Below are 17,289 nucleotides of genomic sequence, written 5' to 3' on the forward strand. Positions count from 1 at the left end.
ACTCAGGCCTTGAAAGCCGCTTAACAGAAATGTCCAACTTTACGGGGTCACTTCAATTGAGTTGGCTTTTTTCGTTTCTGAGCTTTATCTCTTACTAAACGTGTCTTCTAAAACAACCCTCAACTTCCTAAACACTAACCCGCTACTACAAATAACTAATCGAGCTAAATCATTCAAACATCAGTGATCCCATACTTCAGCATGACGCTCACAAACCAGATAAGCAGCGCAGCCTAAACAATTGCTCGATACATGTTCTTCGCATTCGTTCGCAATTATCTGTTTCTGCTGCAAAGCAACCTCAGGCTCCAATACGGGTTCAAAGAACTTTGTCATTACTCATTACATCCAAATAAAATCAGTTAGTTAGTTAGTTAGTTAGTTAGTCTCAGGTTAATCCAATCTTTAACTAAGATACATATCATTAGACGCAAAAAAGCCCCTGCTGATTTCTCAGCAGGGGCTTTCTATTATTTGGTGTCATTCCGAATAACTACATCCTATTGATGTTGAGTTAAATCCTGGAATTAACCTTGAATACCAACAATTAACCATGGTGCATTGTTAGTTGTTAGGTCACGCTCTAGATGCCAGATATCAGTGATATCTTCTTCAACGCCATCCGCTGTGTCACGGTAACGACCGCTAAACTGAAGGCTTAGCTGTGCTTTGCTACCATCGTGGTCTGCGCGAACGATTTCAGCATCAACGTACATTACGTCTGTGTGCTGATCACCGTCTAGCTTATTACGCTCAGCTTTTAGGTCTTCAAATAGGCTTGGAGATACGTATTCTTCAATCGTGTTTAGCTCGTTGTGATTCCATGCACCTTGCAGTGTACGGTAGTGCTCACGAGAACCATTGATGAATGCCGCTTGATCAAAGCCCGGTGGGTAGTTATGTGGAACATCGCTTTGTGCACCAAAACCGAAACCACCAGCAGCGCCTTGTGATTGAGGTTGTGTTTGCTCGAAGTTATGAACATTTGGTTGTTGCTTAGGTTGTTCAAACTTGTTCTGACCCATGCCGCCGAATGCTGGCTGTTGGCCACGTGCATTCTGCTGATTCATTGAGCCCTGCTTCGCGCCCAACATTCCGCGTAGGAATTTAAACGCTAGGAAAGCAATCAGACCCATGATCAGAATATCCATGAACTGGATACCTTCAAATGCGCCACCAAAGAATGCAGCTAAAAGACCACCAGCAAGTAAACCACCTAGCAGACCGCCCATAAGGCCTTTCTTGCTAGAGTTAGCTGCTGTGTTCTTACCTGTTTGATCTTGACGGATCGAATTCGTGTTTTGTTGTTTTGGTGCTGGAGCCGTTTTAAAGCTTTTGCCAAATGACTTACCACCACCAAACTTTTTCGCTTCCGCGATTGGCGTCACCGCGACTGTTACCAACAGGATCGCGACTAGTGAGAAAAATCGTTTCATTATTATCCTTTATAGGTTTTTTATCTTTCGACACCTTAATCATACTCGTTAACAAAGAACAATGAAATATTCACCGTGTTTACACATGTATCATAATATTGCGGCTATTAATTGATTACTAAACTAGCGAAGGGATTGACGGCACTCTGGGGCAGCATTAAAATATTGAACGATGTTCATTTAATAGAAAGTACCCATGGCAAGACGAAACGATCATACTCGCGAACAATTAGTGCAATTAACCTTAAAAACGGTGACCGACTTCTTAGAAGAGCACTCTTATCACGAGCTAAGTCTACGTAAAATCGCCAATATGATTGGTTACGTTCCAAGTACCTTAGTAAATGTATTTGGTAATTACAACCTACTGCTTTTGCATGTGGTCGCTCAAACATTAGATGAACTGGCGTCAGAATCCGCTGCAACTGTTGAACAATCGAGCAACCCTCAACAAGCTCTATTCAACCTTGCCTACTGCTACCACGATTTTGCACAGAGACACCCTCACCGTTGGCAGCTTATCTTTGAGCACAACATGAACGGTGAAAACCTTCCTGAATGGCAATCGAACCGCATCGATAGAATGACAAGCATGCTAGAACAGTTGCTAGTAGCGATTGCTCCTGAACATACGAAAAGCGAAGTCGTTAAAGCCAGCCGTGTATTATGGTCTGGAGTACACGGAATTACTCTACTTAGCGTTGATGATAAATTTTTCGCCTCTGAGCCTATTGATGGTAAAGAGCTGATCAATAACCTAGTCTCAAACTACTTAACCAACTGGTAATCATCCAAGGAAAGACAATGAACAACAGCAGCCAATCTTCGCTGTTAACGCAAAAAAGGTTCCTACCCTACTTTATTACCCAATTTCTAGGAGCCTTTAACGACAACATATTCAAAAATGTCCTGTTACTGTTTGTTGCTTTCGCAAGCGTAGACACGCTGCCTATTTCCAGCAATCTATTCATTAATTTGGCCGCAGGCCTTTTTATTCTGCCCTTCTTCCTATTTTCAGCTTTAGCAGGTGTACTGGCCGACAAATACGAAAAATCGTGGTTTATCCGTAAAGTTAAGCTCCTCGAAGTAGTGATCATGTCACTGGGTGCGATCGGATTCATCTACGAAAGCTACGGAATATTACTTCTGCTCCTGTTCCTTATGGGAACGCAGAGTGCTTTCTTTGGCCCGGTGAAATACGCCCTGCTTCCACAACAATTAGAAACAAAAGAACTGGTATCTGGTAACGCTCTCGTCGAGACAGGTACATTCTTAGCGATCCTGATTGGTACTCTCGGCGCAGGCATCATTGCATCTGAAGAAGGCGCGAAGCTCATTGCTGCGGTGTGTATTGTTTCGTTCGCCGTGCTTGGCTATGTATCAAGCTGGTTTATCCCACAAGCGCCAAGTAATGCACCAGACCTTAAAGTAAAGTGGCAACCTGTAAAACTGACCCGCGCGACACTGGCGATTGCAAAAAAAGATCGCCCGACCTTTCAAGCTCTGATGTCTATCAGCTGGTTCTGGTTCCTTGGTGCGGCTTACCTAACTCAGTTTCCCAACTTCACTAAACTGCATCTAAACGGCACTGAAAGCTCCGTCGCCTTTTTACTGGCACTATTCTCGGTAGGCATTGCAATCGGCTCTTTAGCTTGTGATAAGTTATCTAATCACCGAATTGAAATCGGCATCGTGCCAATGGGCAGCTTAGGTATCTCGATCTTCGGTCTTCTGATGGCGATATCCATCCCGGAGTCTTTGCCTGACTTTAGTTCTTTCCATCAATTCGTAACCTACTCAGAGCTGTGGCCACTGTTTGCTTACCTTCTGCTTCTGGGTATCTCTGGCGGTGTCTTTATTGTTCCTCTGTATTCACTGATGCAGTTACGTGCCAAGCCCGACGAGCGTGCCCAAGTGATTGCCGGGCTCAATATCTACAACTCACTGTTCATGGTGGGAAGTGCGGTATTAGGTATTGTTTGCCTTAGTGTTCTAGATCTTTCAATTCCGCAGCTGTTTATCTTGCTCGCAGTGGGCAACACTTTGGTGATGCTGTACCTGTTTTATCAGGTGCCTATCTACGCTTTCCGCTTCTTTACGTGGGTGGTCACTCACACCATGTACAGAGTTAAACATAAGAACTTACATCACCTGCCAGAAAAGGGCGGTGCGTTGATTGTCTGCAACCATGTGAGTTATATGGATGCACTGCTGCTGAGTGCGGTTTGCCCTCGCTTGATCCGTTTTGTGATGGAAGAGGATTACACCAAGTTGCCGCCAATTCGACGCTTCTTGAAAAGAGCTGGGGTGATTCCAATCTCCGCGACCAACCGCAACTCGATTCGAAACGCTTTCAAAGAAGTAGAGCGTGCCCTGCATGAAGATCACATCGTGTGTATTTTCCCAGAAGGAAAGCTCACCTCTGATGGCGAAATGGCTGAGTTCATGCGTGGTATGGAGCTGATCATCAAACGTTCCCCTGTCCCAGTGATTCCTATGGCTCTTAAAGGATTATGGGGTAGCTACTTTAGTCGTTACAAAGGCCGTGCCTGCAAAGGGTTACCCACTCGCTTCTGGACTAAGCTAGAGATAGAAGCTGGCGAGCCGATTTCACCTAAACAAGCCTCTTGTGAAACGCTTCGACAGTCAGTCTCTGACCTTCGCGGATCATTACGCTAGTTAACCAGCCCTTTATTCATATCAGTTGAACAAGCGTTAAGTTTTCCTTAACGTTTGTTCAATTCATTTAGACTTACTTATCATTTTATTGAACGTATAGTGGTCTCATCACAATAACGCCACAACAAAACAAGACTCTAAATACAATGAACCTAAAAAAGTCCGTTCCATTTTATCTTGCTGCACTGTTTTGCTTAACGCCTTGGGTTAGCTCACCGACAGCCCTGGTTATCGGTTTCCTGCTTGCTAGTTTAGGATTAGTCCCTGAACACTTGGAAGTCGGCAAACTTACCAAAAAGCTACTGGCCTACTCTATTGTTGGCTTGGGTTTTGGTATTCAGTTTGAAAAAGCATTAGCAGTAACAGGCGATGGTATTGGGCTCATTGTAACGACGATTATCGGTACATTAGTCATTGGTTGGTTCTTGGCGAAACAAATGGGGCTAGACCGCACTACGGGCTATCTTATATCTTCTGGTACCGCGATTTGTGGTGGTAGCGCGATAGCAGCAGTGGCACCCGCGATCAAAGCAGACGATGAACAGATTGGCTTGGCATTAGCCACCGTATTCGTGTTGAACTCGGTTGCTCTATTCTTATTCCCGATGATTGGTCACGCGCTTGAGCTCAGCCAACAAACATTTGGTACTTGGGCAGCGATAGCGATTCACGATACGTCTTCTGTAGTAGGTGCAGCTTCAGCGTATGGCGAAGAAGCACTGACGACAGCGACAACATTGAAGCTCGCTCGCGCACTTTGGATCATCCCAATCGCTTTAATTAGTGCGATGATCTTCAAGAACGATCAAAAGAAGATTACGGTTCCCTACTTCATTTTCTTCTATTGCGCCGCTATCGCGGTGAGTGACTTACTGCCACAATTTGAGATGGTCTATCAAGGAATCTTTGATGTGTCTAAGCGAGCACTGGTCGTGTGTTTGTTCTTAATTGGCTGTGGTATTTCAGTTGAGAAGTTAAAAGCGGCAGGGCCGAAACCACTGATGTTTGGTATTACAATGTGGGTCATGATCTCAACGGGTTCATTGGCGTGGTTAACTCTCGCTTAGCCCGCATAGAAACGCTTTAGATGATTGTCTGGTTACCTAGACACTCGGGTTAGCGAGCAGAAAAACAAAAAGGCAAAGCTCCAATGGGCTTTGCCTTTATCGTTTGTGGTAAGGGTATTCTTTGTTGTAACAATCACGAATCAAACAGGGGCTTATCACTCTTCTTGCTCTCTCTTTTCATTAAAACAAGTACCACAACCAACACAAATGCGGTGAGCTCAGCCAACGAACGAGTCAACCCTGACGAGATGATTGCTTGGCCTATCTGCAGTAAAACCGCAATGGTGAGGGCAATTTTCATAATAAGACCTTATTCTATAATCCGTTATTTATATGGCTTATTATGATGGATGGTTATAAAGATAATAAATTCTGTTTTGAACTATCTAATTGCTAAATTAACTAACCTAGCGCAACTGCCCTTCTAACCACTTAATAAAGGTTCTTACCTTAGGGCGTTTTTCCGTGCCTAGCGGGCAGATTAAGTCATACCCTTGGTCTGTATCCATGCTCGGATAAGGTGTTATCAGCTCACCAGTCTGAACATACTGCTTAACAAAATGATAGCGCCCCATCGCGACACCGATATTGCTGAGGGCACTTCTTACGCCCATATCCCGGTGGCTCACACAGTAAAATTGCTCAAACAAGTTCACATCTAAGCCGTGGTGTTTAATCCAACGCTGCCATACATCTGACCCTAGTGCATGAATGAAATTAATCCGGTGCAGCGATTCTAAGCCATCATCAAAGATGTCGTGTTCAGCCGCGTAACTCGGTGTACATACCGGAATATACTTTTCACCAAACAGGCGCTGTCGATGCATGTCTTTGAGATTTTCAGCACCATAGTAAATAGCGACATCGAGATGATTTTGATGAAAATCCTGCTCTTCTTGCGAGAAAATATTGAGATTAAACTTTGGGTATCGCTGTTTAAAATCAGCCAACCTCGGCAGTAACCAACTGTTGGCAAATGCAGGACTGGTACCGATATTGATCTGTCCATACAAGTCTGTGTTGGTAATGTCTTCGATCTCACCAAAAATAGAGCTTAACGACTTGGATAACGTTCGTTGAAAGCGCTGACCTTCTTCCGTTAGTTCCAGTTTACGAGTCCCTCGCACAAACAAGTTAAATCCGAGTTCACCTTCTAACACTTTGATTCGATGGCTAACGGCTCCCTGAGTCAAATGCAACTTTCTAGCCGCTAGCGTAAAGCTCATTTTCTCTGCAGCAACATTAAAAGTATGAAGATTTCTAAGTAAAGATTGATGGTTAGCCATACGAACTCATGCATTAAAAATTTTAATTCATACTACTACCCGTTTCGTTTGTTTGCATCAAGAAATAAGTTTTTAATAACCGCAGTTACTTAAAATCCTGCCTCGATCAATATTTGACTCCATACGTTGACGAGCAGAAACATTAAAAAAATTAATTACAAACTTAGGGGCACATATGAATATACTCGGGTATATGCAAAAAGTAGGTAAGGCATTGATGGTTCCCGTAGCCACACTGCCAGCTGCAGCAATCCTTATGGGGATCGGCTATTGGTTGGATCCTGTTGGTTGGGGTTCTGAAAGTATCTTAGCCGCATTCTTGATCAAATCTGGTGGCGCGATCATCGACAACATGGCGGTTCTATTCGCGGTGGGTGTCGCATTTGGTTTGAGCCGTGATAAGAATGGTTCTGCGGCACTGTCTGGCTTTGTGATGTTCCTCGTCGTCACCACGCTACTTGCTCCGGGCTCTGTTGCTCAGTTAATGGATGTTGAACTCAGTGAAGTGCCTGCGGCATTTGGCAAAATCAGCAACCAATTCGTAGGTATCATTGTGGGTATCATCTCTGCTGAGATCTACAACCGCTACTCAACGGTTGAACTTCCTCAAGCTCTAGCGTTCTTCAGCGGTAAGCGTTTGGTTCCTATCCTGACCTCAATCGCAGGTATGGCTCTCTCTTTTGCTCTACTTTACATCTGGCCAGCTGTTTACAACGCTCTGATCGTTCTGGGTATTAAACTAGAAAGCATGGGTGCGGTGGGTGCTGGTCTGTTTGGTTTCTTCAACCGTTTGTTCCTATCAGTAGGTATGCACCACGCTCTTTACCCTGTGTTCTGGTTCGACGTTGTTGGTATTAACGACATTCCAAACTTCTTAGGCGGCGCGCAATCTATCGCTAACGGTACGGGTATTCCAGGTAAAACTGGCATGTACCAAGCGGGCTTCTTCCCTATCATGATGTTTGGCCTACCAGCAGCAGCATTGGCGATGTATCACTGTTCTGATGCGAAAAACAAAAACCAAGTATTCGCAATCATGCTTGCGGCAGCTATGGCTTCATTCTTCACGGGTATCACAGAGCCACTAGAATTCAGCTTCATGTTCCTAGCACCCGTGTTGTTCCTACTGCACGCAGTATTAACAGGCCTATCGCTTTACATTGCAGCAAGCATGGAATGGATGGCAGGCTTCGGCTTCTCTGCTGGTTTCGTTGACCTAGTACTATCAAGCCAAAACCCACTCGCGGTTAACTGGTACATGCTACTGGTTCAAGGTGTGGTGTTCTTCGCGCTTTACTACGGTATTTTCCGCTTCGCTATCATCAAGTTCAACCTACGTACTCCAGGTCGTGGTGAAGAGATGGAAGCAGAAAAAGAAACTGAAACGCCAGAAGCATTGGCTAACCTAACCAACAGCTACATTGAAGCGGTTGGCGGTGCAGACAACATTCTAGAAGTCGATAACTGTATTACTCGTCTACGCTTAACTGTGAAAGACTCAGGTGCAGCAGACAGCGAGAAACTGAAGAAACTCGGTGCGGCAGGTGTGGTACCGGTTGGGAAAGGTGGTCTACAAGTTATCATTGGTCTAGGTAAGGTAGATAAAGTCGCTGAACAAATGAAGAAGGCACTCGCTTAACGCCAAATCTTGAATGACACGATAAATAATTAGAATTTGTGACGGCTTCACCACCGTCACAACCCCCTGAAGCGCAATTACGACTAGTCACCGTGTATTGCGCTTCATTTTATTGCTCTTCGCTCTATTTAGAACGGGTCTGCTGTAACCACTGCGCCAATCCAGCGCGCGAAACCTTAATACCATGTTGTTCCTGCTGAGGCATTCGATAATACTCAATAGGAAATTTGAACCGTTCAAGACGACCAGTTAACTGCTCGATAAACCACTCTTTGGTTGGCAACTCAGCACAATCGACAATCGCTGCAGGTCGAAATCCGAACTCATCATCTTCAATGGGAACAATAAAAGCCTGATTAACCTCAGACAATTGATTGAGTACTCGCTCAATTTCTTCGCAATGAATGTTCTCACCACCAGAAATAAACTGGTTGTCGGCACGGCCAATAATCGACACTTGTTCGCCAAGCCACTCACCAAGATCTTTGCTATCAAACCAACCGCTCTTATCAACTAATGGCGTTAAGTTACCTTGATAGTAATACCCGGACGCGAGCGTCTCGCCACCAATAAAGATACGTTGTTCTTCAATTTTTAGCTGGCGATGGTTAAGGACAAAACCGGCGGTGCTGCCGGCATCAACGGGCTTCGCAGTCACGGTTGAAGCCGCTTCAGTCATGCCGTATCCAAGCCATGTTTCGATGCCCATTTGTTGAGCTTCGAGCCCAAGTGCTTCTGGTATATGACTACCACCCAAAAGTACATGCGTTAAAGTAAGTGCTTGCTTACTCTTTAACAATCGATGTAGTTGAGTAGCGACCAATGAAGCATGACTGCATTCTTCTATATCGGTTTCAAGCTGACCTGTGCCTATTTTGATGCAACCACCAGCCGCCAACCAACGATGAACTATCGCCAGCCCCGACACATGGTACATAGGTAAACTCAGTAACCACGTGTCACCTTGTTGATAACGAAACACCTCAAGCAGCCCTGACGCAGAGCATAGGTGCTGCTCAAGTGTATGAGCGACCGCTTTTGGGTTTCCGGTAGAACCTGAAGTGAATACGATGCTCGCTAGATTTTGCGGATTGAAATTGGATTCTTGAGGTGTCGTTATCTGCTCATCATCACCATCAAACTTCAGTTCACTTAGGCAAGGCAAGGTCACCAACTGAGTATTCAAATCGGCAGTCTCTGATTGCTCTATTCCGCTATTGCCCAAGAGCCAAAGGTAGCTCTGTTGATCTGCTTGATATAAGGAATCGAGCTTTTGCTTCAGGCGTAAACTAGGCTGAGGCATCGTAAACGCACAAACCACACCCAAATTGAGTGCGGCAAGATAAACAGGGATCACTTCAGCTTGATTCTTACCAACAATCGTCAGTACATCACCTTCAGATAGGCCTTGATGAGATAGCTGTTGTTGGTACTCACTAACCAACACAAACACTTGCTGCCAAGTATAAGTGCGGTGAGTGGTCACTAACGCTGGTTGAAGTGGGTTTTGCTGCGCCCACTTTACCCAGAGCGGGGGATGATTAGATTGTGGGCGCATCATATGATAACCAAAAATAGATTAAGAACTTGTTAAGCTAACTAAATAGCCATTCAAATAGCTCGGTCTAAGAAGACCAAATCAATTGTTGCTTTTCAAGCGTAGAGACAGGCAACTGACAGCCCGGCCAAGAAACCTCTAGCTGCTGCTTGAACAAGCCAATCGTATCCAACCCCGGCACTTCATTTGGCAAATATTGCTGCGCCAGACGAGCAATCTGAGTCAGACCTAGGCTCGACTCAATGCTTGAGCTCAATACAGGTTTCATTCCAAGCTTCTGTGCTCGCTCAATGATTGCCACGCAACGCTCGACAGAACCAATAAGAGTTGGCTTGATCACGACTGCTTTAACACCAGTAAGGTCGCTAAGATCAAATTCCGGGCTGCGCACCGCTTCTTGCAGTGTCTCGTCCCACGCAATCGCCACACCATGGTCAATGGCAAAGGCCAAACTGTCTTCTGGCTTTTGGCAAGGCTCTTCGATAAAGCTTATACGCTGGCGCATTGACGGCGAAATGTATTTAATGAATTGCTTCGCTTTCTCTGGCTTCCACGCACGGTTGGCATCAAGTCTTAGAGTCAAATCAGGGATCGACTCAAGGAATAAGCTAACCAACATGCCATCGCGAATCGCTTCGTAGAGGCCGACTTTCACTTTCGCGACCTTCTCGCCTACCATCTCATTCAATACAGGAATCAGTTCATCTGGATCGCCTGTACACAAAGGCGCCGCTTGGTAGTTACCTTGAGCGTTAAGATCGCCTCGCAATTCCATCATCGCCATTGAAAAGCCAAACGCGACAGAAGGATACAGCTCGTCGAAAGGCGTTTGAGGCTTATTGTGGCTCCAAAGCTCTAATTCGTGTTGAAGCTGAATGCCAGCTTGTTCGGCATCTTCTTGGCTAAAACCGGGCAAAGGCGCAACTTCGCCAAAACCAGTTTTACCATCACACTCAAGTTGGATGATATAGCCAACACGTTCGTTCAACTTATTGTCACGAAGAACCACACCACTATCCATAGGTAATTGATAACGGTAAAGTTTAGCGTGACGCTGAGAATTCACTGAGTTCATAAAGTTTCCTAAAAAACGGGGAACATCAAAACAAAACGAGCCGCTATTAGCGACTCATTTTGAAGAGGAGAAAGACTATGGATTACGCGGGAACTTGTCGAAGTCCGGTCGACGTTTCTCGTTGAATGCGTTGCGGCCTTCTTGGCCTTCCTCTGTCATGTAGAACATCATGGTTGCGTTACCAGCCAACTCTTGTAAGCCTGCTTGACCATCACAGTCAGCGTTCAGTGCCGCTTTCAAGCAACGCAGTGCCATTGGGCTGTGTTGAAGCACTTCACGACACCAACGAACGGTTTCTTTTTCTAGGTCAGCAACAGGAACAACGGTGTTTACAAGGCCCATGTCCAGTGCTTCTTGTGCATCGTAGAAGCGGCACAAGAACCAGATTTCACGTGCTTTCTTTTGACCAACGATACGAGCCATGTAAGAAGCACCCCAACCGCCATCGAAAGAACCCACTTTAGGACCCGTCTGACCGAACTGCGCGTTTTCAGCTGCAATAGTAAGGTCTGCCATCATGTGAAGTACATGACCGCCACCGACTGCCCAACCCGATACCGCTGCGATAACTGGTTTTGGACAAGTGCGAATTTGACGTTGGAAATCAAGTACATTCAAGTGGTGCGTACCTGAGTCATCTTGGTAACCGCCGTAGTCACCACGGATACTTTGGTCACCACCAGAACAGAACGCCTTCTCACCAAGACCAGTCAAAATGATTACGCCAACTTTCTCGTCATAACGAGCATCAGCCAGTGCATTGATCATCTCTTTTACGGTTTGTGGACGGAACGCATTGTGCACTTGAGGGCGAGCAATCGTGATTTTCGCAATACCATCATCAGACTTGTGGTATTGAATATCTTCATATTGACTGCTTTCATCGCGCCAGTTAACGGCTGCGTAAAGTTCTTCTTCTGTGATGCCTACTGTTTTAGCCATGATGATTCCCATTGTTCTATTAGAGAGCGCGACTAGCGTAGAGTCGCGACGGTGTTGCTCTGCTTTCTATAGCGCTTGATACGAGAGGTTCGCTCAGTCAGTTCATCAACGACTGGCGATACATTGGATGATCAGATTTGAAAACATCTCTGGTTGCTCAAAATGAACATTATGACCCGCGTAATCCACCTGACTATATTCAAAGCCACTATTCTCAGCTAGCTCCATGAATTTACGATCTTTTTCTCCACATACATAATGCAATAAATGCTCATGAGATTTCAATGTGGCACGTAAATCCGGTTGCTTAGCTAACGAAGTAGATAACAACATATTTGCTACGGATACTCCAAGGTTACCACTACGCTTTATGACCAAAGTTTGTCTTTGCTCATGATTTAGTGAAGAAAAGACGCTTTGTTGATACCAATCGTCTAAAACATCTTCAATCGACTGCTGTGCAAAGCGAACAGCCCATTGCGTATCGTGTACTAACCTTTGTGCTCTTTCTTCATCACATTCCAAGCCAAAGTTGCCACCTTCAATGATGACTTTCTCTAGGTTGAGTGCCTCAAAGCAAGGGCTTGTCACCCCATACATAGCGAGCCTTCCGCCCATAGAATACCCAATCACCACGATAGGATAATCGGCAGGAAGATCGTTGAGAGCCAGTTGGGATGTGATGCACTGGACAATTTTCTTACAGCAATGATCAAACCCTACCGGATCGATAAAGCGACTTTGTCCGTGTCCGGGTAAATCTATGCAAAGGAGAGGAAAATCCTCGAGGAATGGATGACATGCACTCCAATCATCCCCGCTTCCGAGTAAACCATGTAAGAAAACAAGCAAAGGTTTGTCAGAAGAATCTTGTACAGCTGGGTAATAATCGGAGTAAAGCATGTAAAGTCCTTAGGCTAATGCCTCGGTGAGCATTGAACTGAATTGCTTCAGCAAAGTAGACGCTTGTTCGGGAGGCGTCTTAACTTCTACGAGCAAGGTACCCTGACCTTGTTCAAAATGTTGTTCGATGAGCGTTTGATAGCAATTCAAGGTTTCTGGCGCCGCATAACCAAGATGGAATTGCGCAGCAGCATGTTCAAAATTGAAACCATGAGGCATTTGATATAGAGACTGTTTTTGTTGCTCAGGAACCGGCAAAAAATCAAAGATTGCCCCACCATCGTTATTGGTAACCACAATAACCATTGGTGTTGTGCTGTGAGTAAGTAGCGCCAGCGAATTTAGGTCGTACAACAAAGAGGTGTCACCAATCAGCATCATCAAAGGATTCTGGTTGGCTTTTATCACTCCCGCAGCCGTCGCCACCAAGCCATCAATGCCCGATGCACCGCGGTTGCTGTAGACTTGAGTCGCAGAGATTGATGACAGCATATCCACCAGCCTTACCATCAAGCTATTTCCCACAAAAAGCTCTCTGCCCTTAAGTCTAGACGACAAGTCAACGGCAACGCTCAACTCTGTCAGTTGGTCGTTATTAGAGATTTGCGCCAACGCTAACTGCTGAACCGTATTCGCGACTTCCGCCAAAGATGCCGCCCAGCCAGTATGTTCTCCCAACAGCGTTGGTAGATGTTGCTCTGATAACCAATGTTCGATATCAGCGACAATATGAGTTTGAGGCAGATGATCTTGATTAATACGATGTGCATCTGGTGAAACAACGATGTACTGCGATGAACAAAATGTGGCAGCTTGTTCTTTTACCCATTGGTTAAGACGCTTAGATACGATGCGCTCACCAAACTGGATAATAAAATCACACTGACTAAGCTGTGCTTTGGCTGCGTCACTTTGCATCCATAAATCATAGTGTTTCCAGTCACTACTGACACCCGATTGAGGGTCACAGAATACTGGCCAGCCCAAAGCTGTCGCAAACTGCTTGGCTTTAATTGCGGCTTCATTCTCGATAGAACCAATAATCACTGCGCCTTTACGAGCGACATAATCACTTGCTGAGACAGGCTGAGCGATTAAATGACTGGGCAAATAAGTGTTCGAGTAAAGGCAGGTTGAAGCTCTCCAAGCTGCCACGCTCTTTGTATAATCCGCATACATCTCGGCGCTATTAGCGGAATAAAGCGGTTCTGGGAACGGACAGTTGATATGAATAGCCCCACCGACGCTGCGCTGTTTCGCCAGTGCGTTATCAACCGACGTCAAAAGCCAATTCAAAGAAACTTGTGTCGTTGGACTTGGAAGGTTTAGTGCCGTTTCAACGTGAGACGAAAAGATACCCTGCTGCTGAATCGCTTGATTGGCACCACAGTCGACTAAATCAATCGGTCGATCGGAGGTCAACAAGATTAGCTTTTCTCGCGTTAATCCAGATTCAGCGGTCGCTGGTAGAAGGTTAGCTACGGCAGTTCCAGAAGTAACAACCACCGCAACGGGTTTGTTGCTAGCCTTTGCTAAGCCTAAAGCTAAAAACCCAAGACCACGCTCATCAAAGTGCGTGTGTAAGGTTAACTTGGAGTTGGCTTCAGCTTCGAGAGTTAGCGGCGTTGAGCGAGAGCCCGGAGCAACACAAACATGTTCAACGCCATTGCGTGCAAGCTCTTCAAGTAACGTGTGACACCAAACTCTATTTAATACGGCTTGGTCGTGATTCATGACGCGACACCCAATGGAGGGTGATCTGAAATTAAGCTAAGCAGAGTAGACATCTTCTTGTTCAGCTCTTGCCATTCATGTTCGGCAACCGATCCCGGCACGATCCCCGCGCCAGCAAACAGTTGTACTTGATCGTTTACAATCAAGGCGCTTCGAATCGCCACGCAGAATTCCGCTCGCTGATGACTGATATAGCCTACAGAGCCTGCATACCAACCTCGTGCAAACGGTTCGTGTTCAAGAATGAAATCCATCGCCTCTTTACGAGGTAAACCCGCCACCGCAGCAGTTGGCTGTAAGGCAGCAAGCAACTGCACACCATTAACGCCATTGTTGAGCTGAGCATGGATATTGCGCTTCAAATGCTGCACCTTACGCAAGCGCACTAGACGCGCATCCTTTTCAACATGGACCGTTTGAGAATGAGGAGTGAGACGCTCAATGATGTCGTCGACCACATACTGGTTCTCATTGAGGTTTTTGCTGTCTTGAGAAAGCCAGTTGGCCAGTTCCATATCCTCAGTAGCGTTCTCTCCGCGACCAATGGTTCCAGCAAGCGCCTCGGTATCAAGCTCCGTACCATGTCGGCTATATAAGCGCTCTGGTGTCGAGCCAATGAAACTGTGTTTAGAATCCAGCACCAACATAAAGTGGAAACTGTGGTGATTTTGCAGATAGCTGGCTTTAAGTAATTGAGCTGCGCAGATAGGCGCATCGAGTTGCAGTGTGGTTTTACGTGCTAAAACGACTTTTTTGTACTCTTCATCGCTAATGCCTTGCAGCACTTTATCGACAAGGTTGCCCCACTGCTCTCTTTCTGGAACGTGATTGATCTGTTCAATATGGGCAGACAAAGGCGCCAATATCGCGGCTTCTACAGAAAGCTTATTCAAAGCATTAATAGAAGAAACGCGATCAGGGGACAAATTAACCGCCAGCGACCAAGTATTGTCAAAGCGGATCAATTCAACCTGAGGAAGGAAGAAAAACGACTCCATGCAGCGACGGTTCTTTGCGGTGTGCCCATCAAACGAGCGTCCACCCCAGATTCGTTGGTCTTCACCAAGAATAGCGTACGCGGGTGCAGGATCTGAAAACGTATGTAACTGTCCGAGCGCAACAACCTCTTCACGAGTGTCGCGTGACTGCCAGTAGAACTTAGGAAAGAGCGGTTGAGCATGAAGCCATTCTATAAATGCAAACGATGGTTTTTGCGTTAGAACTTCAACACAACGAACTTCGCTTGCTTGGGCATTTTGTACTCGCTCAATCAAAGCGGAGATAGTTTGCTGGAAATGTGACAAATCGACCTCGTTCACATCTAAATTATTATTATATTAGTTTGATACTTTATGGGCAGTACCCACTTAGATCAAGAATGTACTATATCTTTTCAACATTCCTGTGATTTTAAGCGATCCCGCCCCTTTATTCATCTTAGCCAATAACCAAGAAAGCGATTAATTAAAATTTAGAAAAGAGTGACAACAAAAAGGCTAAACGTGATACTGAAATGCGACATTCATCAGATTTTTATTCTATCAAACGCCATTTTGCGGTACTTTAATAAAGTATTTAAATTAATTTCAGGAAATCGGCAATGCAAAATATCGGGATGTCGTCAAAACTCAACAGCGTATGCTACGAAATCAGGGGGCCTGTACTCAAACATGCTAAGCGCATGGAAGAAGAAGGGCATAAAATACTGAAGCTTAATATTGGTAACCCCGCCCCATTTGGTTTTGACGCCCCTGATGAAATCCTTGTTGACGTAATCCGTAACCTACCGACATCTCAAGGTTACTGCGACTCAAAAGGCATCTATTCAGCCCGCAAAGCGGTTGTTCAGCACTACCAGAAAAAAGGCCTACGTAACCTTGATGTAGAAGACGTTTACATTGGTAACGGCGCATCAGAGCTTATCGTTATGTCTATGCAAGCGCTACTGGATAATGGTGATGAAATCTTAGTTCCCGCTCCGGATTACCCACTATGGACAGCGTCTGTTGCGCTTTCTGGTGGTACACCGGTTCACTACATGTGTGATGAAGATGCTGATTGGTATCCAGATTTAGACGACATGCGCGCGAAGATCTCACCAAAGACGCGCGGCATCGTTCTTATCAACCCGAACAACCCAACAGGCGCGGTATACAGCCGTGATTTCCTATTACAAGTGGTTGAGATTGCTCGTGAGCACGGTTTGATCATCTTCGCCGATGAAATCTACGACAAAGTACTTTACGACGGTGCGGTACACACTTCAGTGGCAACGCTTGCTGAAGACGTATTAATGGTCACGTTCAACGGCCTATCTAAAGCTTACCGTGTATGTGGTTTCCGTGGTGGTTGGATGTTCTTAACAGGCCCTAAACACCTAGCGAAAGGCTATGTAGAAGGGCTAGAAATGCTGGCCTCAATGCGTTTGTGTGCCAACGTTCCGATGCAACACGCTATCCAAACCGCACTCGGTGGCTATCAGAGTATCAATGAGCTGATTCTTCCAGGCGGTCGACTGCTTGAACAGCGTGACCGTGCATGGGAACTGATCAACAAGATCCCTGGCGTTTCTTGTGTGAAACCGAAAGGTGCAATGTACCTGTTCCCTAAAATCGACACCAACATGTACAACATCAAAGACGATCAGAAGTTTGTACTCGACTTCCTTAAGCAAGAGAAGGTGCTATTGGTTCAAGGTACGGGCTTCAATTGGCCGAAACCGGATCACTTCCGTATCGTGACTCTGCCGCACATCGAAGATCTAGAAATCGCAATTGGTCGTTTAGAGCGCTTCTTACAGACTTACAGCCAAGACGACCTCATCGAAGGTTAATGAGCACAAAGAAAGATGGCTACAATTTGCTGTTTTAAAAGACTTTAACTTGTATTCATTCACTTCTATGCTTAAAAGGCTCCTGTTTAGGAGCCTTTTTTGTATCCGCTGTCTCGTATCCCTGTGCAAACACAAGA

The 17,289-nt window shown here is 45.5% G+C and carries 14 protein-coding genes; 5 read left to right on the top strand and 9 right to left on the bottom strand.

Annotation, left to right across the window (positions count from 1 at the left end; all coding sequences use genetic code 11):
- Window positions 1-527: 527 nt before the first annotated feature.
- Entirely contained in the window at window positions 528-1,436 is a 909-nt protein-coding gene (locus tag AB6F11_RS08675) for a Tim44 domain-containing protein (RefSeq protein WP_017068945.1), read from the bottom strand.
- A 196-nt stretch (window positions 1,437-1,632) separates the two neighbouring features.
- Between AB6F11_RS08675 and AB6F11_RS08680 the strand changes: the two genes are divergently transcribed.
- The 3 genes from AB6F11_RS08680 (at window position 1,633) to AB6F11_RS08690 (ending at window position 5,182) form a co-directional block, all read left to right on the top strand.
- Window positions 1,633-2,223, top strand: coding sequence for a TetR/AcrR family transcriptional regulator (locus AB6F11_RS08680; protein WP_102393520.1), 591 nt, complete (start codon window positions 1,633-1,635; stop codon window positions 2,221-2,223).
- A gap of 17 nt (window positions 2,224-2,240) precedes the next feature.
- Entirely contained in the window at window positions 2,241-4,115 is a 1,875-nt protein-coding gene (locus AB6F11_RS08685) for an MFS transporter (RefSeq protein ID WP_102393521.1), read from the top strand.
- A gap of 146 nt (window positions 4,116-4,261) precedes the next feature.
- On the top strand, window positions 4,262-5,182 hold the full coding sequence (locus AB6F11_RS08690) for a YeiH family protein (RefSeq protein ID WP_017060176.1): 921 nt from the start codon (window positions 4,262-4,264) through the stop codon (window positions 5,180-5,182).
- 133 nt (window positions 5,183-5,315) lie between these two features.
- Here the strand turns inward: AB6F11_RS08690 and AB6F11_RS08695 are convergent, their stop codons facing one another.
- Window positions 5,316-5,483 (bottom strand): hypothetical protein, encoded by a 168-nt coding sequence (locus AB6F11_RS08695; protein WP_017060175.1) that lies wholly within the window; start codon window positions 5,481-5,483, stop codon window positions 5,316-5,318.
- Window positions 5,484-5,589: 106 nt separating this feature from the next.
- Entirely contained in the window at window positions 5,590-6,468 is an 879-nt protein-coding gene (locus AB6F11_RS08700; protein ID WP_017064076.1) for a LysR substrate-binding domain-containing protein, read from the bottom strand.
- Between the two features lie 193 nt (window positions 6,469-6,661).
- Here AB6F11_RS08700 and nagE point away from each other — a divergent pair, with 193 nt between their 5' ends.
- Window positions 6,662-8,107, top strand: coding sequence for an N-acetylglucosamine-specific PTS transporter subunit IIBC (gene nagE / locus AB6F11_RS08705; protein ID WP_170962372.1), 1,446 nt, complete (start codon window positions 6,662-6,664; stop codon window positions 8,105-8,107).
- Between the two features lie 124 nt (window positions 8,108-8,231).
- Here the strand turns inward: nagE and menE are convergent, their stop codons facing one another.
- From menE to AB6F11_RS08735, 6 genes are all read right to left on the bottom strand, one after another.
- A complete protein-coding gene (menE, locus tag AB6F11_RS08710; RefSeq protein ID WP_017060172.1) occupies window positions 8,232-9,668 on the bottom strand; it encodes an o-succinylbenzoate--CoA ligase in 1,437 nt (478 codons plus the stop codon).
- 64 nt (window positions 9,669-9,732) lie between these two features.
- The gene (menC, locus tag AB6F11_RS08715) at window positions 9,733-10,740 is read right to left on the bottom strand and encodes an o-succinylbenzoate synthase (RefSeq protein ID WP_017060171.1); all 1,008 of its coding nucleotides are present in this window, start codon (window positions 10,738-10,740) and stop codon (window positions 9,733-9,735) included.
- Window positions 10,741-10,815: 75 nt separating this feature from the next.
- Entirely contained in the window at window positions 10,816-11,682 is an 867-nt protein-coding gene (menB, locus tag AB6F11_RS08720) for a 1,4-dihydroxy-2-naphthoyl-CoA synthase (protein ID WP_017064079.1), read from the bottom strand.
- Between the two features lie 105 nt (window positions 11,683-11,787).
- Window positions 11,788-12,585 (bottom strand): 2-succinyl-6-hydroxy-2,4-cyclohexadiene-1-carboxylate synthase, encoded by a 798-nt coding sequence (gene menH / locus AB6F11_RS08725; protein ID WP_102393523.1) that lies wholly within the window; start codon window positions 12,583-12,585, stop codon window positions 11,788-11,790.
- A 9-nt stretch (window positions 12,586-12,594) separates the two neighbouring features.
- Window positions 12,595-14,319: a 2-succinyl-5-enolpyruvyl-6-hydroxy-3-cyclohexene-1-carboxylic-acid synthase gene (menD, locus tag AB6F11_RS08730; RefSeq protein ID WP_102393524.1), complete on the bottom strand. Its 1,725-nt coding sequence runs from the start codon at window positions 14,317-14,319 to the stop codon at window positions 12,595-12,597.
- Window positions 14,316-15,623: an isochorismate synthase MenF gene (locus AB6F11_RS08735; protein WP_065583685.1), complete on the bottom strand. Its 1,308-nt coding sequence runs from the start codon at window positions 15,621-15,623 to the stop codon at window positions 14,316-14,318. Before AB6F11_RS08735 ends, menD begins: the two co-directional genes overlap by 4 nt.
- 296 nt (window positions 15,624-15,919) lie before the next feature.
- Here AB6F11_RS08735 and AB6F11_RS08740 point away from each other — a divergent pair, with 296 nt between their 5' ends.
- The gene (locus AB6F11_RS08740) at window positions 15,920-17,152 is read left to right on the top strand and encodes a pyridoxal phosphate-dependent aminotransferase (protein ID WP_017060166.1); all 1,233 of its coding nucleotides are present in this window, start codon (window positions 15,920-15,922) and stop codon (window positions 17,150-17,152) included.
- Window positions 17,153-17,289 lie beyond the last annotated feature (137 nt).

Source organism: Vibrio sp. 10N.247.311.14 (assembly GCF_041467715.1).
GTDB classification, from domain to species: domain Bacteria; phylum Pseudomonadota; class Gammaproteobacteria; order Enterobacterales; family Vibrionaceae; genus Vibrio; species Vibrio crassostreae_C.